This window comes from Antarctobacter aquimaris (assembly GCF_900184945.1).
Classification (GTDB): domain Bacteria; phylum Pseudomonadota; class Alphaproteobacteria; order Rhodobacterales; family Rhodobacteraceae; genus Maliponia; species Maliponia aquimaris.
Window position 1 is genome coordinate 1 of sequence record NZ_FXYF01000010.1, and the last position, 16,722, is coordinate 16,722.

The 16,722-nt window shown below is 68.4% G+C and carries 16 protein-coding genes and 1 pseudogene; 9 read left to right on the top strand and 8 right to left on the bottom strand.

What is annotated here, in order from left to right; genetic code table 11:
* A pseudogene (locus MAA8898_RS16795) lies at positions 1-1,501 on the bottom strand (hypothetical protein); the annotation flags it as partial.
* Positions 1,502-2,188: 687 nt separating this feature from the next.
* Positions 2,189-2,368 (bottom strand): hypothetical protein, encoded by a 180-nt coding sequence (locus tag MAA8898_RS16800; protein ID WP_094022187.1) that lies wholly within the window; start codon positions 2,366-2,368, stop codon positions 2,189-2,191.
* A 439-nt stretch (positions 2,369-2,807) separates the two neighbouring features.
* On the opposite strand from MAA8898_RS16800, the gene MAA8898_RS16805 reads away from it, so the two are divergent.
* From MAA8898_RS16805 to MAA8898_RS16845, 9 genes are read left to right on the top strand one after another with little or no spacing between them, the layout of a single operon-like run.
* On the top strand, positions 2,808-3,590 hold the full coding sequence (locus tag MAA8898_RS16805; protein ID WP_094022188.1) for a GntR family transcriptional regulator: 783 nt from the start codon (positions 2,808-2,810) through the stop codon (positions 3,588-3,590).
* Positions 3,587-5,077 (top strand): ABC transporter substrate-binding protein, encoded by a 1,491-nt coding sequence (locus tag MAA8898_RS16810; RefSeq protein ID WP_094022189.1) that lies wholly within the window; start codon positions 3,587-3,589, stop codon positions 5,075-5,077. Before MAA8898_RS16805 ends, MAA8898_RS16810 begins: the two co-directional genes overlap by 4 nt.
* The gene (locus MAA8898_RS16815) at positions 5,078-6,004 is read left to right on the top strand and encodes an ABC transporter permease (protein ID WP_094022190.1); all 927 of its coding nucleotides are present in this window, start codon (positions 5,078-5,080) and stop codon (positions 6,002-6,004) included.
* Positions 6,001-6,849: an ABC transporter permease gene (locus tag MAA8898_RS16820; protein ID WP_094022191.1), complete on the top strand. Its 849-nt coding sequence runs from the start codon at positions 6,001-6,003 to the stop codon at positions 6,847-6,849. The genes MAA8898_RS16815 and MAA8898_RS16820 overlap by 4 nt, the downstream gene beginning before the upstream one ends.
* Positions 6,850-7,608, top strand: a complete 759-nt coding sequence (locus MAA8898_RS16825; RefSeq protein WP_094022192.1) for an SDR family NAD(P)-dependent oxidoreductase — start codon at positions 6,850-6,852, stop codon at positions 7,606-7,608.
* Positions 7,605-8,465 (top strand): polysaccharide deacetylase family protein, encoded by an 861-nt coding sequence (locus tag MAA8898_RS16830; protein ID WP_094022193.1) that lies wholly within the window; start codon positions 7,605-7,607, stop codon positions 8,463-8,465. The genes MAA8898_RS16825 and MAA8898_RS16830 overlap by 4 nt, the downstream gene beginning before the upstream one ends.
* Positions 8,462-10,030 (top strand): gamma-glutamyltransferase family protein, encoded by a 1,569-nt coding sequence (locus MAA8898_RS16835; protein WP_217900511.1) that lies wholly within the window; start codon positions 8,462-8,464, stop codon positions 10,028-10,030. Before MAA8898_RS16830 ends, MAA8898_RS16835 begins: the two co-directional genes overlap by 4 nt.
* Positions 10,027-10,968 (top strand): ABC transporter ATP-binding protein, encoded by a 942-nt coding sequence (locus MAA8898_RS16840; protein ID WP_094022194.1) that lies wholly within the window; start codon positions 10,027-10,029, stop codon positions 10,966-10,968. Before MAA8898_RS16835 ends, MAA8898_RS16840 begins: the two co-directional genes overlap by 4 nt.
* Positions 10,965-11,933, top strand: coding sequence for an ABC transporter ATP-binding protein (locus MAA8898_RS16845; RefSeq protein ID WP_094022195.1), 969 nt, complete (start codon positions 10,965-10,967; stop codon positions 11,931-11,933). The genes MAA8898_RS16840 and MAA8898_RS16845 overlap by 4 nt, the downstream gene beginning before the upstream one ends.
* A gap of 683 nt (positions 11,934-12,616) precedes the next feature.
* Here the strand turns inward: MAA8898_RS16845 and MAA8898_RS16860 are convergent.
* The 6 genes from MAA8898_RS16860 to MAA8898_RS16885 form a co-directional block, all read right to left on the bottom strand.
* Positions 12,617-13,435, bottom strand: coding sequence for a 3-methyl-2-oxobutanoate hydroxymethyltransferase (locus tag MAA8898_RS16860; protein WP_094022198.1), 819 nt, complete (start codon positions 13,433-13,435; stop codon positions 12,617-12,619).
* 193 nt (positions 13,436-13,628) lie between these two features.
* Positions 13,629-14,402, bottom strand: a complete 774-nt coding sequence (locus MAA8898_RS16865) for a TIM barrel protein (RefSeq protein ID WP_094022199.1) — start codon at positions 14,400-14,402, stop codon at positions 13,629-13,631.
* A gap of 82 nt (positions 14,403-14,484) precedes the next feature.
* Positions 14,485-14,796 (bottom strand): MocE family 2Fe-2S type ferredoxin, encoded by a 312-nt coding sequence (locus MAA8898_RS16870; protein ID WP_094022200.1) that lies wholly within the window; start codon positions 14,794-14,796, stop codon positions 14,485-14,487.
* Between the two features lie 20 nt (positions 14,797-14,816).
* Positions 14,817-15,044, bottom strand: a complete 228-nt coding sequence (locus MAA8898_RS26585) for a hypothetical protein (protein WP_217900512.1) — start codon at positions 15,042-15,044, stop codon at positions 14,817-14,819.
* 32 nt (positions 15,045-15,076) lie between these two features.
* Entirely contained in the window at positions 15,077-15,835 is a 759-nt protein-coding gene (locus MAA8898_RS16880) for a Gfo/Idh/MocA family protein (RefSeq protein WP_094022202.1), read from the bottom strand.
* 57 nt (positions 15,836-15,892) lie between these two features.
* Positions 15,893-16,717 carry an ATP-binding cassette domain-containing protein gene (locus MAA8898_RS16885; protein WP_094022203.1) on the bottom strand — a complete coding sequence of 275 codons (825 nt, stop codon included), beginning with the start codon at positions 16,715-16,717 and terminating at the stop codon, positions 15,893-15,895.
* Positions 16,718-16,722: the final 5 nt, after the last annotated feature.

Genomic DNA, 16,722 nt, shown 5'->3' on the forward strand with positions numbered 1-16,722 from the left:
CGGCGGCCTGCGCCAGCGTGGTGCTTCCCAGCAGGCCGAGCGTCCAGACGTGGTGCCCGCCGCCGTCCGGCTGGCGGCCGAAGACCGAGTCGTAGAGGCGATAGACCTGCGCGGATTCGGCCAGGTGGTAGAGGCCGCGGGAGTCGCCCACGAGGATGTCGAAGCCCCTGGCCCCGGACAGCGAATCCGCCCCGCCTCGGCCGGTGATGATGTCGTTTCCGGCGCCGCCGGGCAGGTCTTCGGGCGCCGGGGTGCCGGTCACGACCAGGTCCTGCACCGACAACACCGACAGGTCGATGCCGATCGGGATCGCATTGCCGAACTCGTCCACGATCAGACCGCGCCCGTCCGGGCCGATCACCGATCCATGCTGGCTGCCGACCGGGTTGGCCCCCGGCACCACGGCAAATTCCGAGGCTCCGATTGGCGTGCCGTCATTGGAAAACAGCTGCAGGCGCCAGTTCGGCGAATAGGCTGCAGGCACGTTGACCACATCCGCCGTCTCGTACCCCAGGACAAACCCGTCGGGCAGCGCAAACAGCCGCGGCGCGCCCTGCGCGTTGCCGACCGTGTCATTGCCGCGGAAGACCGGGACCGACACGCTGAGGTCGGGGTTCAGGATCGTCATGGCGACCGCCGAGTTCGGGTTGAAGAACGGGCCCGGAATATCGTCGCCCTCGATGCTGGCCACGGTCCAGGCCAGCGCGATTCGCCCGTCGTCCAGAACCACCGCCGGAATGATCGAATTGACCTCGGAGCCGTTCGGCTCGGCCCCGGCGCCCAGTGCGCCCGCGCTGTCGATGATGGCCGGAGCGCCCTGCGGCGTGCCTGTCATGTCATGGCGCTGCGCGGTGATGACACCAAAGCGGTCCATCGTGAAGGTGACGATGCCGCCGCCGGTCTCGATGATGGAAAAGCCGCCGTCCCGGGTCCGGCTGACCGGGCCATCGACCGTCTCGCCGCCGATGTAGACGCCGGTCTGCCCGTCCATCACGGTCAGCCCCCCTTCGTGCGCCACGGCCAGGGCACCGGTGGACAGCACCTGCGCGGTCACCTGCTCGGGGAACAGGAACAGGTCGCCCCCCGGGATCGGCGTGCCCGGCCCCTGCGGCGTGCCATCCGCGGAAAAACTGCGCAGGTAGCCCTCGGCCGCAAAGACGGCGCCGCGGTTCGGCTCCAGGCTGTAGTGCAGGACAAAGCCGCCCTCGGGGGTCGGCGTCGCGCCGTAGACCGCCTGGGTAAATCCGAAGGTGCCGGTGGGATCGGGCAGATTGGTGGCATCCACCTGGGTCGGCGGCACCAGCACGTTGCCCGACAGGTCGACCACGGAAAAGAACGCGGTTTCGGTATAGAGAAGCGCGGCGGCGTCGCGGAATTCGACCTGCCAGGCGTAGACGACTCGTCCATCGCCGAGGTCGAAGGTCGTTCCGGTAAAGCGCCGTTCGGCTGTTGTCTGGTTGTCTCCGTCAAGGCTGACGAAAGGAAGGAAGGCGATGGCCATACAGGCGGGTCTCCAAAAAAAGCACGCGCGGACATGTCAAACGGTCCGCACAATCAACAGTGCCCCGACGGACGGCTTCCGCCCGCCCGGCGCGGGGAAAATTGGCCATTTCAAGAGCCCGGTCAAGGCCTTGACGGGTTAGCAGACGGGCTGCGCGGCAACCGGCGCGGTGCCGCGAAAACCATCGGGCCGCGCCCCTGCGGGGTGACACGATGGCATGGTGTGCTGAATGGGGGATCGCCAGGGCAAATCCGTCGTGACCAAGGGCGCACGGCGGGTCAGGACGCACCCGAAAACCCCCTTGCCGATACTGGCGCCTCTCTCCGGAGGGTTCATCCGCCACAGGTCTCCGCCTGTGCGGCGGCTCGGCCATCGGACGACGTCGCCGTCGGCCTAGTTGTACCAGATGGCGGCGATGCGTTCGGCGCCGCAGATGCGGATGCTGGTAACCTTGTCCGTGGGTGGGGCGTGGCCAGCATGCCGTTGAGCGTGACGATGATCACTCCCAGCCGCGGCGCGAAGAGCATGCCCTTCGGGATGGTCACGATGTCCCGCAGGCATCTGCCGCGCCTGGGCGGGTCCCCTGAGCGCGCTCGACTCGGTCAGGTCCGGCTTGTCAAACCCGGAGTACCCGTTGTTCGCGCCGAGTTCGAGCCTGTGTTTGATCCAGAGCAACGACCGTGAGGATCAGGGCAGCGAGTTGATCGAGGCGGGATGCGCCGACTGGATGGGCTCGAAGAGGACCGGCATGTGGGGCGGCCGGGGGATGCAGAAAATGCGAACCTCGTGGATCGCGGGCCCCAGCGGCGGTAGCACCGCCTGTCGCAGCCGGTTGTCCTGCCGGCCCAGACAGCCGAAGGCTTGCATGCCATTCCCCGCGCACCCTGGCACGACCACCTCGACCACGGTCCAGATCGAGTGACCGACCGCGAAGGACCGCAGGAAGACGTCCAGGATTGTGCTGGTGCCGCAAGGGCTTTGTCGCGGTGGGATATGCGCTGTTCGACACCACGGGCGCCGCACTGATCGGCGGCTCACCGTCGCCGGTGGCTTGACCTGCCGCCAAGGGCCTCGCGGGCCTTGCGACCGCCACCTTGAGCACGGTCAGGGAACCGGACCCCGAGGCAGAGGCGCAACGCACCGGAGAGCACCTGACGTCCGCCGCCCGTGAAACCCTGCGATCCAGCCGAAAACCCACAGCAGGCCGGTTTTGCCAACAGGCTGACCAAGGCCGGGCGGCGTGGACGGAATTTCACAACGCGCGTGTTGACATGTCAGAGCACGCTTGTTCACATGTTACGAGAAAATGGTGGCCCTGATGTATGATCCTGTCTCTCCCCTCCTGCGCAACGGCACCAGCGATGACGGCCTGCCGCAGCCGGAGGCAAAAGCGCGCTTTGCCGAGGACCGGCTGCTGGATGCCGTCCTGTGGTGCGAGGTGCTGCCGGGCGAAACCATCACCGAATCCGACGTGATGGATCGGTTCGGCCTGACCCGCGCCGCGGCGCGGGCGGCGCTGACCCGGCTGGGCTACGACGGCTGGGCCGAACCGCTGGCGCGCATGGGCTGGCAGGTCGCCCCGGTCACCGGCGACCTGATCGGACAGGTCCTGACGGCACGGCGGGTGGTCGAGCCCGAGGCGCTGTCGCGCGCCGACCTGACCGCGCAGCAGATCGGCGAGGTCCGCCGCATCGGCGAGGTCCTGGCGGCGGTGCAGCACCAGCCCTCCGAGGGCGTCTCTGTCGCGTTTCGCCATTTCGTCGACGAGATCGACAGCCTGCTGCTGTCCGGCATCGACCGCTTCACCGCGCGGCACCTGCGCAAGCTCTGGCACCACTCGGCCCGGATGACCCGTTTCCTCGAGGACGCCACGGCGGGCCACCTGTTCCAGAGGGACGATGTCTTTGCCCTGGTCCGCGCGGTCACGGCGCAGGACCAGCCCCAGATCGCCCGGGCGCGTCACGCCCTGATCGATGCGCAGGAGGCGTTCTTCCTGCAGCAGATGCTGAAAAGCAAAGCCGCGCTTGGCCCCGGCAGCGGGTTGAGCGCGCAGTACAGACAGGCTGCCGACAACAGGAGGTCTTCATGAAAGCCCTGACCGGACTGCTTACGGGTGTCGCTCTTGCGGTGTTCGCCCTGCCCGCCCTCGCGCGGGATCTGACCGTCGACCTGACCGGAGAGCCCTCGTCGCTCGATCCGCACATGCAGTGGAACCCGGACAGCTACTACGTCTACCGCAACATCTTTGACAACGTGGTGACGCGCGACAACGACGGCACCATCGTGCCGCAGATCGCCACCGACTGGGAATACGTCAGCGACACCGAACTGGTGCTGACCATCCGCGAGGGCGTCACCTTTCACGACGGCGCGCCGCTGACCGCCGAGGACGTGGCCTATTCGGTGACCCGCATCATCAACCCGGACTTCGGCTCGCCGCAGCTGGGCCAGTTCAACCAGATCTCGAGCGCCGAGGTGATCGACGGCAACAAGGTCAAGCTGACCACCACCAGCCCCTACCCCGCGCTGCTGGCGCAGCTGGTCAAGCTGTCGGTCGTGCCGCGCCACGTGGTCGAGGAGGTCGGCAACGACGCCTTCAACCTCGCCCCGGTCGGGTCCGGCCCCTACAGCTTTGACGAATGGAACCGCGGCGTGTCGGTGACGCTGGAAAAGAACGCCGCCTACTGGGGCGACGCCGGGCCGTTCGACATGGTGACCTTCCGTGCCGTGCCGGACGCCGCGACCCGCATCGCTGACCTTCAGGCCGGCGCGGCCGATCTTGTCGTCGGGCTCGACAGCGACGGCGCGATGCAGCTGGACGGCAACCCGGCGGTCAAGACGCTGTCCGCCCCGACCGAGCGTGTCGCCTTCATGGGCATGAACCTGGACAAGCCGCCGTTCAACGACCCCGACCTGCGGCGCGCGGCCAGCCTGGCCATCGACTCGGTCGCCATCGCAGAGGGGCTGCTTGGCGCGGGCGAAGTGCCGGTGGCACAGCTGGCCAGCCCGACGCACTTTGGCTATGCCCCTGGCATCGCGCCCTACGAATACGACCCGGAGCAGGCGGCCGAGATCGTCGCCGGCAAGGCCGAGATTGCGGCAACGCCCGCCACCTTTGCCACCGCGCCGGTGTTCGATCAGCGGGTAGTGCAGGCGCTCCAGCAGATGCTGAACGACGTCGGCTTCAACGTCTCGATCAGCATGACCGACATGCCGACCTACCTTGCCGCCGCGCGCGCGCCCGACCGGGCCGAGCGTCCCGAGCTGAACTTTGGCCGCTGGTCCTGCGCCTGCCAGGACGCGGATGGCATCGCCTACCCCTTGCTGCATTCGGAAAGCTCGTGGAGCCGGGTCAGCCGCCCCGAACTGGACGCGCTGCTGGACGAGGCCCGCACCTCGCTGGACGAAAGCGTGCGGCAGGCCGCCTATGACAAGGTGCACCAGATCGTGCGCGACGACTACCTCGTGCGGCCGATCTACCAGGCGGCGGTGCTGTATGGCGCCAAGGCCGAGTTGCAGTTCACGCCCACGGCCAACGAAAGCCTGTTCCTCAACCGCATGAGCTGGTCCGAGTAAATGCAGCGCTTTCTCCTGCGACGGGGCGGCCAGGCGCTGGTGGCGGTGTTCGGGGTCGTGACGCTGGTGTTCTTCATCCAGCGCCTGACCGGCGACCCCGTGCTGCTTCTGGTGCCGGAAACCGCGACCGAGCAGGACATCGAGGCCATGCGCGTGACGCTTGGCCTCGATCGCGCCCTGGGCGTGCAATACCTCGACTTTCTCTATGACATGCTGTGCCTGGACCTCGGCCGCAGCTTTGTCCAGAACGCGCCGGTCTGGGACATCCTGCTCAGCCGCATCCCGCACACCCTGCAACTGGCCGCCGGAGCGCTGGCGGTGGCGTTGCTGATCGGCCTGCCGCTGGGGCTGGTGATGGCGCTGACGCAGGGCAAGGCGGTGTCGCGGCTGATCATGGGCGTGGTGCTGGCCTTTCAGTCGCTGCCGACCTTCTGGAGCGGGATCATGATGATCCTCGTCTTCGGCGTCTGGCTGAAATGGCTGCCGCCCTCCGGCACCGGCACGCCGGCGCACCTGGTGATGCCCTCCATCGCGCTGGGCCTGCTGTCGCTGGCGACCTATGCGCGGATCGCGCGGGCCTCGGTGATCGACGAACTGGGCAAGGACTACGTCCGCTCGGCCCGCGCGCGGGGCGTCGGCACCGGGCGGCTGGTCCGCCGCCACCTGCTGCGCAATTCCGCGATTCCGGTCATTTCCATCACCGCGCTGGAGCTGTCGCAGCTGCTGGCCGGGGCGGTCATCGTCGAGACGGTATTCGCCTGGCCGGGCCTGGGTCTGCTGACCGTGCAGAGCATCGCGGCGCGCGACTTCATGGTGGTGCAGGCGGTGGTGCTGCTGGGCGCCTTCGTCACCATCGCGGCGAACCTTGCCGCCGACATCCTCTACACCGTGGTCGACCCGCGCGTGCGGCTGACGGGCAAGGCATGAGCGTCGCCGCCCTCTCTGCGCGGGCGCGCCTGGGCGGGGCGCTGTCCTGGTGGCCGGCCTGGCTGCTGGCCCTGCTGGCGCTCTGCGCCGTCTTCGCGCCCTGGCTGGCACCGCTGGACCCGGACCGCCAGAACCTGCTGGCGCGGCTCAAGGCGCCGGGTTTCGAGGCGCGCGGCGCGGTCTACTGGCTGGGCTCGGACGAGCTGGGGCGCGACGTGCTGTCGCGCGTGATCCATGGCGCGCGGGTGTCGATCTCTGTCGCGGTGCTGTCGGTGCTGCTGTCGGGCGTTGTGGGCGTGACCGTGGGCATGGCGGCGGGCTACCTGCGCGGCTGGACGGAGACGGTGCTGATGCGGCTGGTGGACATCTTCCTGTCGATCCCGGCGATCCTGCTGGCGATCATCACCGTGGCGGTGCTGGGCCCCGGCTTTGTCAACGTGATCCTCGTGCTGGCGCTGACCCGCTGGCCGCGCTACGCGCGCGTCGCCTATGGCCAGACGCTGGCGCTCGCCGACCGGCCCTTTGTACAGCTGTCGCGGGCGATGGGCGCGGGCACGCCGCGTGTCCTGTTGCGCCACATCCTGCCCAACATCGCCGGTCCGCTGCTGGTGGTCGCGACGCTGGAATTCGGCCTGATGGTGCTGTTCGAGGCGGGTCTGTCGTTCCTCGGCCTCGGGGTGCAGCCGCCGATGGCCAGCTGGGGCGCGATGCTGTCGACGGGCCGCAACTACATCGCCACGGCCTGGTGGATCGCCACCTTTCCGGGGCTTGCTCTGTTTCTGCTTGTCCTTTCGGCCAACATGATCGGCGACCGGATGGGCGACGCAATCGGAAAGGGACGCTGAATGGACTTCGGAGACGAATTCAAGGGCAAACGCGTGGTCGTCACAGGGGCGGCGGGTGTCATGGGCCGCGCGCTGGTGGACCAGTTCGCCACCGCAGGCGCCGAGGTCTGCGCCTCGGACCTGACGACCGAGGGACTGCCGGGCCTTGCCGTCGCCGCCGACCTGACCACGGACGATGGGCTCGAGACGCTGCTGTCCGCGGTCGCGGTAAAATGGGGCGCGCCGGACGTGGTGGTGAACAACGCCGCACTGTACCCTTCGGCCTTCCTCCTCGACATGAGCATCGCCGACTGGGACCGCATCATGGACCTGAACGTGCGCGCCCCGATGGTGCTGATGCGCGGCTTTGCGCTGCAGATGATCAAGGCCGGGGTAAAGGGCAACTTCATCAACATCTCCTCGGGTGCGGCGCGCAAGATGCGGCGCACGGCCGTGACCTACTGCATGTCCAAGACGGCGCTGGACCGCATGTCCAAGGGCTTTGCGCTGGAACTGGCGGAATTCGGCATCCGGGTGAACTGCCTGGAACCCGGTTTCGCACCGGGCAGCGCGGTGTCGTCCCTCAGCCAGGAGCACATCGACCGCGTGACCAACAACATCCCGCTCAAGGCGCAGACCACTGCCGAGGATATCGGCCAGGCGGCGCTGTACCTCGCGTCCTCGGCGGCCAGGAATGTCACCGGCACCTCGCTTGCGGTGGATGGCGGCAATTCGGCGGGCGTCATGGACGTCTACCAGGCCAAGAAGCACCCGCTATGATCTGGGAGGCGCCTGACTATCGCTGGCCCAGTGGCAAGCGCGCCGCCGCCTGCTTCAGCGTCGACGTGGACGCGCTGTCGCCCTGGCTCTGGCAGATGCGCGACGGTGTGCCGGGGACGCTGGCCGCCGTCGAGCACCGGCGCTACGGCATGCGCCGAGGGCTGGCGCGGATGGTCGACATGCTGGACCGGCTGGGCCTGCGCGGCAGTTTCTTCGTCCCCGGCGTCGTGGCCGAAGAAAACCCCGGCCTGCTGCCGGGCCTGCTGGCACGCGGGCACGAGATCGGGTTGCACGGCTATTTCCACGAGATCGTGGCCGACATCAGCGACGCGCAGTTCACCGAGGCGCTGGAACGCTCCATCGCGCTCTTCAAGGCCCAGACCGGGCAGGCGCCCGCCGGATTCCGCTCGCCCGCCTGGGAAATGACGCCGCACATGCTGGCCGACCTGCGCCGCTTTGGCCTCTGGGACAGCTCGCTGATGGGGCATGACCTGCCCTACACCATCGACGGCGTGACCGAGGTGCCGGTGCGCTGGGACAACGACGACGCGATCTTCTTCAAGTTCCTCGGCGCGGGCGACCGCGCGCCGCGCGGGCACCTTGAGATCGGCGCGACCTGGGCCGACGAGGCGGAGGCGCAGGTCGAAGACGGAGGATTGTTCATGCTGACGGTCCATGACTGGATCTCGGGGCGGGCCGCGCGGGTGCGGATGCTGGAACGCCTGTGGCAGGGGATCGCCGAGCGGGGCGATGTCTGGATCGCCACCTGCGGCGAGATCGCGGCGCATCACGCGCGCCAAGGCGGGTTCGAGACGACGACCGCGCCGATCACGCCGGTCGGGGAGCGGCCATCATGATGCAGGACAGCCGCCCGCCCGCGCAGACCTGGACGCTGACGAAACCGCAGGTCGTCAGCGACGGCGGCATCGTGGTCGCCCAGAACGCCGAGGCCGCGCGCGCCGGGGCGCGTGTGCTGGAGGCCGGTGGCACCGCGATGGACGCGGCGGTGGTCACCGCCTGCGTGCTCTCGGTGGTCGAACCCTGGCTGTCGGGCCTGGGCGGCGGCGGGTTCCTGGTGCACGGCGCCGCGAACGGCACGGTCGAAACGCTGGATTTCAACCTGGTCGCCGGTCAGGGAGTCGACCCCGCCGCCTATCCGCTGGCGGGCGGGTCCGGGGGCGACTGGTTCAATTGGCCGGCGGTCAAGGACGACCGCAACCTGGTCGGACCGACGTCGATCTGCGTGCCGGGGGCGGTGGCGGGGCTGTCCACGGCGCTGGAACAGCATGGCCGCCTGTCCTGGGCCGAGGCGCTGGCCCCGGCGATCGAGATCGCCGAACGCGGGATGCGGGTGGACTGGTTCGCCGACCTCGCCTTTGCCATCGACCGCCCCGGCCTGTCGCGCGACCCCGAGGCGCGGGGGCTGTTCCTGGACCCGGACAGGCGCGTGGCGGACCCGGCCGGGCCGGGCGGCGACCTGCTGCCGATGCCGAAGAAGGCGGCGATGCTGCGCCGCCTGGCCGAGGCGGGCGCGCGCGACTTCTACGAAGGCCAGATCGCCCGGGCGCTTTCGGCCGACCTCGCGGCAATGGGCGCACCCGTCACCTCTGCCGATCTTGCCCGCTACCGTGCCGAATGGCGCGCGCCGGTCAGCGCCCCCTATCGCGACCGGCAGGTACACGCGATCCCGGGTCTGTCCGGCGGACCAAGCCTGCTGGAGGCGCTGGCGCAGCTGTCGCACCACGAGATAGGCGCCTTGGACGAGGCAGCGCGCGCCGCGCTCTACGCCGACACCATCCGCGCCGCCTACGAACAGCGGCTGAAGACGATGGGCCACGCCGCGGGCGCGGGGGATTGCACCAGCCATGTCTCGGTCGTCGACCGGCATGGCAACATGGTCGCGCTGACCAATACGCTGCTGTCGCGCTTCGGCTCCAAGGTGATATCTCCCTCGCTGGGCCTGCTGCTCAACAACGGCATGATGTGGTTCGACCCGCGCCCCGGCCAGCCCAACGGCATCGCGCCGGGCGCGCGGCCGCTTGCCAACATGTGCCCGGTGATCGTGACACAGGACGGCAAACCCGAGATCGCGCTGGGTGCGGCGGGCGGGCGGCAGATCTTTCCCGCCGTCCTCCAGGTGCTGTCCGGGCTGATCGACCTTGGCCGGTCGCCGCAGGACGCGCTGCACGCGCCGCGCCTCGACGCCAGCACGCCGACGATCCTGGTCAACCGGCGCGCCGCACGGGACGTGGCGACCGCGATCTCGGCCAACCACCCGGTGCAGATCACCGAAGACGGCGTCTACCCGGTGCGGTTCTCGATCCCGTCGCTGGCGGTATCCGGTCAGGGGCGCGGGCCCAACATCGGCGCCGCGCACCCGCCCAGCCCCTGGGCCGCCGCGGTGGCCGAGGGCGCGGCATGACCCTGTTGCAGGTCGAAGGTCTGTCGGTGCAGGCGGGGGACCTGTCGCTGGTCGAGGGCGTCGACCTCGACATCCGGCCGGGCGAGGTGGTCGCGCTGGTGGGCGAAAGCGGCTCGGGCAAGTCGCTCACCGCGCTGTCGATCATGGGGCTGCTGGCCGAGGGGTTGCAGGTGACCGGCGGTCAGGTGCGGCTGGACGGCGAGCCATTGACCGCCCGGCGTCTGGCCCGGTTGCGGGGCCTCGACCTCGCGATGATCTTCCAGGAGCCGGTGTCGTCGCTCAACCCGCTGATGCCGGTGGGCGCGCAGGTGGCCGAGAGCCTGATCGTCCATGGCCGCGCCTCCGCCGCCGAGGCGCGCATCAAGGCCATCGACATGCTGCGCCGCGTCGGCATCCCCGACCCCGAGCGCCGCGCCGACCAGTTGCCCGCCGAGCTTTCGGGCGGGATGTGCCAGCGCGTGATGATCGCGGCCGCGCTGATCTCGCGCCCCCGCCTGCTGATCGCGGACGAGCCAACCACCGCGCTGGACGTGACGATCCAGGCGCAGATCCTCGCGCTGATCGGCGATCTGGCGCGCGAAGTGGGAACCGCCGTGCTGTTCATCACGCATGACATGGGCGTGGTCGCGGAACTCGCCGACCGCGTCTGCGTCATGTACGGCGGCCGCGTCGTCGAACAGGGGCCGGTCGCCGACCTGTTCGCCGCGCCGCGCCATCCCTACACGGCGATGCTGCTGCGCACGATCCCGCGCCTGACCGATCCGCCCCGGCAGGAGCTGTTCGTGATCCGCGGCAACGTGCCCAGCCCGCGCGACTGGCCCGAAGGCTGCCGCTTTCGCACCCGCTGTCCGCGCGCGGACGCGGCCTGTCGCCGGCGTCCTGTGCTGACCGGGACAGGCCATCGCGTGGCCTGCGTCCATCCAATGGAGGCGCCATGACCGCCCTGCTGGAGATCGAGAACCTCAAGGTGCATTTCCCGGTGCGCACCGGCCGCTTTGGCGGCGACAAGGCCGTGGTCAAGGCGGTCGACGGCGTCTCGCTGACGCTGGCGGCACGGGAAACGCTGGCCCTGGTGGGCGAGTCCGGCTGTGGCAAGTCCACGACCGGCAACGCGGTGCTGGGCCTCGCGCCGGTGACCTCGGGGCGCATCCGTTTTGACGGGCGCGACCTGTCGACGCTGGATGCTGAGGGCCGCAAGGGCGTGTGGCGCGACATGCAGGTCGTCTTTCAGGACCCGGTCTCGGCGCTGAACCCGCGCCGCAGCATCGCGCAGTCCATCGCCGAACCGCTGGAGATCCACGGCACCCCGCGCGGCCAGATCCGCCCCCGGGTCGACGAGTTGATGGACCTGGTCGGCCTCAACCCCGACCAGCGCGACCGGCGGCCCGGCGCGCTGTCAGGCGGCCAGAGGCAACGCGTGGTGATCGCCCGCGCGCTGGCGCTGAACCCCCGGCTGGTGATCTGCGACGAGCCGGTCAGCGCGCTCGACGTGTCGATCCAGAGCCAGATCCTGAACCTGCTGATGCGCCTGCAATCCGAACTGTCGCTGAGCTACTTGTTCATCAGCCACGACCTGAGCGTGGTGCGCCATATCGCCGACCGGGTCGCCGTCATGTACCTGGGCACCGTGGTCGAGATCGGCCCCGCCGCCGAGGTCTTTGGCAATCCGGTCCACCCCTATACCGAGGCGCTGCTGTCCGCGATCCCCCGCCCCGAGCCAGGCGCGCGGCGGGACCGAATCCTGTTGCAGGGCGACCTGCCAAGCCCGATCTCGCCCCCCTCTGGCTGCCCGTTCCGCACGCGCTGCCCGATCGCCGAACCGGGCTGCGCCGAAGTGCGCCCGGACCTGGCGCCCGGTATGGGCAAACACCAGGTCGCCTGCCTGCGCCGAAGCCTCGGGTAGGTCCCAGGCTTGCCAGGACCGGCAGGACTTGGCGGCGTACTGGCCGGGCAGATCGGCGCCGAACGCCTGTCCCTGGTTCGTCAGCCCGCACCGCCCCTTGCGTGGAGTCGACCGCTGGGGCGGCGGCGGGATCCAGTGCGTGATCACGCACCGGATGGACCGCACGCTGGTCGATCGCGCTGTCCTGGTCGGCGCCCTTGGCGTAAAGCAGTTCAGCGGCGAGGCGGGATCGTCAGAGCGCCAGTCGAACAACCCTCCGCACCGCTGTCCTCGCCCGCAAAGACGAGGGTCCGCCTCATATGCTCGTCACCGGCGCGGCTGATCGCCTTTCCGAAAGAGGACATATCCTCCAGCCGTCCGCAAATCTGCGCGCCGTACATATCCACGCCCGCGCGGCCGATCGTGATCAGATGCAGGGGGCTGGACCTTTTGCCATCCCCTTTCATCTGCCCATGCGCTCCGACGCGCAGGGACCCGAACAGGCTGGAAAGAGCACGGATTTGGTCCCGTTCAAGAAAACGCGGCCATGAATACGGGTATGGATGGCGCGGGCAATCACCTGTGCCCCGACATCGCGGCCCAGCGACACCTCATCCTCGCAGCCGTGCACATGCGTGACAGGAATGATGTCCCGCGCGATGATCGGTCCGTCATCGAGGTCGGCACAGCGCCGATCCAAAGCATCAGCCCTGCACCTGTGCCATGAAGGCGTCGAATTCGTCATCCTTGATGGCCACGGAATGACCCGCCTCGGGATAGCCACCGCTATCGACGTCGGCCTTGAATTCCCGGAACGCGGCGATGCGTTCGTTTTGCAGGCGTTCGAATTCGGGGGCGAAGTTGCGATAGGCCTTGCCGTGACGTGGCATGTGGTTCCTGCCATAGCCGCACACGTCCTCGGTGAACAGGTATTGCGCGTCGGCATATCTGCCCGCGCCCATGCCCAGCATGACGAGCGACGAATTCTCGGTCAGGAACCTGGCCACGCGATCCGGAACAACCTCCAGCTCGGCGGCAAAGACACCGATCCTTTCCAGCATCCGGGCGTGTTTCCACAGCTTCGCGGCCTCGTCCGCCGTCTTGCCCACGGCGCGCCACCCGGTCCAGGTGATGTAGGACGGGATCAGGCCGATGTGCCCGACGACCGGCAAGTGGTTGTCGCAGAGCAGCTTCTGGATGTCATAGCTGGCCGAGCAGTAATAGGCGTCGCCGCCCAGGCCCGCGTAGTGGAAGGCCGCGCGGAGGTAGTCCTCGCCGGTGGCGATGGCACGGCCCTCGAACCGGCCCCAGCCGCCGTAGGGAAGACCGACCTGCACAAAGCAATCGCCCGCCGCCTCGCGCATCTCGGCGTCAAAGAACTTGCCCTCGATGGACAGCATGTGGATGCCCGCGGCGTGGGCGGCGGCGGCTTCCTCGGGGGTGGTGACGAAGAGCATCGAGATCTTCTCGCCGCGCGCCTTCATGGCGCGGATGTCTTCGACGTGCGGACGGTTGTGATACATGTGTCAATCCTGTGTTGGCTCACGCGGCTTTCATCAGCCGCTTGAGGTTCTGTTCGGGGTCGGCCAACACGTCGGCGTCGACGGCCGCCCGGTCATCGAGTTCGTCGAAGACGCGGATGTCCTTCGACGTGGCGTTGTCCGGCCCGATGCCCGCCGCGCCCCCCTGCCCCGAGGATGACCATGCCCCCCACCACTAAACCGTGAAGGCTGCACGAAAGGCGTCGAGCGCGGCTTCGGGATCGCCTGCCGCAAAGGCCTCCATCCCGACCGGGCCGCGATAGCCCATGTCGTTCAGGGCCTTGGCGACACCTGCGTAGTTGATCTCGCCCGTGCCCGGTTCGCAGCGGCCCGGGTTGTCGGCGACCTGGACTTCGCCGATCCATGGCAGGCAGGCCCGGCACCAGCGGATCAGGTCGCCCTCGCCGATCTGCGTGTGGTAGAGATCGAGGTTGATGCGCAACTGCGGGCGGTTGACGGCGCTGACCAGCGCCAGCACCTCGGCGGTGCTGCCAAACGGGCAACCGGGATGGTCGATCGGGTTGAGGTTTTCCAGGGTGAAGGTCACGCCCTCCCCCTCGGCCATATCGCAGATGCGGTGCAGCGTGTCGCGGGCGCGCTGTTCAAAGCCCGGCGCAAAGGACCCGATCAGCGGGATCGGCACGCCCCTGTCGCCCAGGCCCGTGCCGTGCAGGTTCAGCCGGTCGACGCCCAGCCGCTTGCCGACCTGCGCGGTTTCATGCGCAGAGGCCAGCAGCGCATCGGCGCCCTCGGCATCCGACAGCCGCCCCACCAAGTATCCGTTCATGATGGTGAAATTCGCGCCCGTGGCCTCCAGCCTGGCCAGGTCGTGTTCCGGCCAGTTCCAGAGACCGACACCAAAGCCCATCTCCTTCAGGCGCGAGGCCCGCCAGTCGATGGGCTTGTCACGCCAGAGCATCTCGGCGCAGGCAGCCAGTTGAAACGTCATGTCGCGCGCTCCATTTGGGACGGGGGCAAGGCGCTTCGGAGCGCCTTGGACAAGCGTCTTTGCAGGCGCTTGCTCGCCCGGTTCATATCTCGACGAAAACCCGGCCGCCGTCGAGTTTGACGGGGTAGGTGCAAAGGCTCTCACAGGCCGGCGGGGTTTCGACCTCGCCGGATTTGCAATCAAAGATCGAGGAATGCTTGGGGCATTCGATGGTCGCCTCGACCACCAGCCCGCCCTCCAGGTGCACATCCTCGTGGGTGCACAGACCGTCGGTGCAATAGTAATTGTCCTCGTGATCGCGGATGATGACAAAGGTCCGCGCACCGTGATCAAAGCGGATCACGTCCTCGGCGTCGACATCGCCCGTCGCGCAGGCATCTACCCATTGTGCCATGATTGTTCTCCTCGTTGGTGTCAGGCGGCCGGGGTGGCCGGTCCATCGTGACAGGGGTTTGCGGTCTCCGGCATCGCGTGCCGGAGATGGGGATCTTTGCCCTGACGGCAGGGCGCGGGCAACGCCTTGGCATTGTTCGTGAGGCCAGCCACCCAGCAATGCGGCGCAGCAGACCAGCCGCAGGCGTTGACCTCGACCCTGCCGACACCCATGCGCTGCGCATTGTCCACCACGGCCGTGAAGGACATGCCCCCGTAGCTGTCGGATACGAAACCCGGTTTCATGTACAGAACGCCGGCCTGGAGACCAGGGAGGTGTCTTCACGCGCACCACTCGCCAAAGCGCGCGCGCCCGCCTCGGCGATCCCGGCGGCGGCGTAGCCGTCCCAGGCGGAGGACGCCAATTCGGGATAGGCCCCGCCCCGCGCCCATTTGACAAAGGCCCGGTTCTGCCGGCGACAGGCCTCGGCGTCGCGGTCGCGCCAGTCGGGATCGTGTCCCAGGGTCCTGGCGCCGTCCTGATCGACGCGCGCATGGCTGACTAGGTTGGTCGAGATCGTGCCGGCGAAAGCGGCGGCGGGCGTCGCCACGTTGCGGTGCCAGTTGTGCCTCATCAGCGCGCGGCCGATCCTGCCATGGTGCAGGACCTTGCGCATCTGCCGGCAGGCCGGATCGTTGCGGCGCATGAAGCCCTGCATGATGTGCCGCTCGCCAGCAGTCTCTTCGGCCTGCATCACGTCAAGGCGTTCCGCCGAGGACTGCGAGAGGGGCGTTTCGCGCATCACCTCCTTGCCCGCCTCGATACAGGCGGGGCTCAGCGGCGCGTGGGTGAAATCGGGCGAGGTGACGATCACGGCGTCCACGTCGTCGCGGGCGATGGTGGCCTGCGCGTCGCTTGCAGACTCGGCCCCGTCCCGGTCGGCGATGAACCTGGCGCGGGCAGCATCCATGTCGCAAACCACCTGAAGGATTGCGCCGGGAAGCGCCTCGGCGACGATGCGGGCGTGGTCGGCGCCGATGACGGCAATGCGAAGGGTCATTCGTTTCGTGCTTTCGATGAAGTGTGGTGATCCCGGGTCAGGCCCCGGGCGGGTGCCTCAATGCGCGGGTTCCGGCACATGTCCGTCATGAGTGTCCATGTAGCCTTCGATATTCGCTTCGAGATCGGCCATGGATTCGCCCCCGGCCATCAGGTCGGCAATTTCCTCGCGGGTCTTTTCACCCTTGCGGAAGTCGGCGGCGATGGCGCCCCGGATCAGAACGGCAAAGTGATCGCCCACCGCCATCGCGTGCATGACCTGGTGGGTGATGAAGATCACCGCCAGACCGCGCCGCTTGGCCTCGTTCACGATGCGGAGCACGTGCGCGGCCTGTTTCACCCCCAGCGCGGCGGTCGGCTCGTCCAGGATCAGCACGCGCGCGCCGAAATACACCGCGCGGGCGATGGCCAGCGATTGCCGTTCGCCCCCCGACAGGCCCCCGACGAGACGGTCGCCATCGGTGATGCGGGTGATGCCCATCTTCTGGACCTCGTCCACGGCGATCCGGTTCGCCTTGTGCCGGTCAAAGACCTTGAACGGGCCGATCCCCCTGGTGGGCTCATTGCCGGCAAAGAAGTTGCGCCCGATGGACATCAGCGGGTAGGTGCCGCCGAACTGGTGCACCGTGGCGATGCCCATTTCCTGCGCGTCGCGGGGGCGGTCAAAGCGGACCGGCTTGCCGTCCATCAGCATCTCACCTCGGGTCGGCTGATAGACACCGGACAGCGTCTTGATCAGCGTCGATTTGCCGGCACCGTTGTCGCCCAGAAGGCAGAGCACCTCGCCTTCGTTGACCTTCAGGCTGATTTCATGAAGCACGTCGATCGGGCCAAAGCTCTTGTCGACCTTGCGCATCTCCAGAACGGGGGTCTTGTCAGACATCTGTT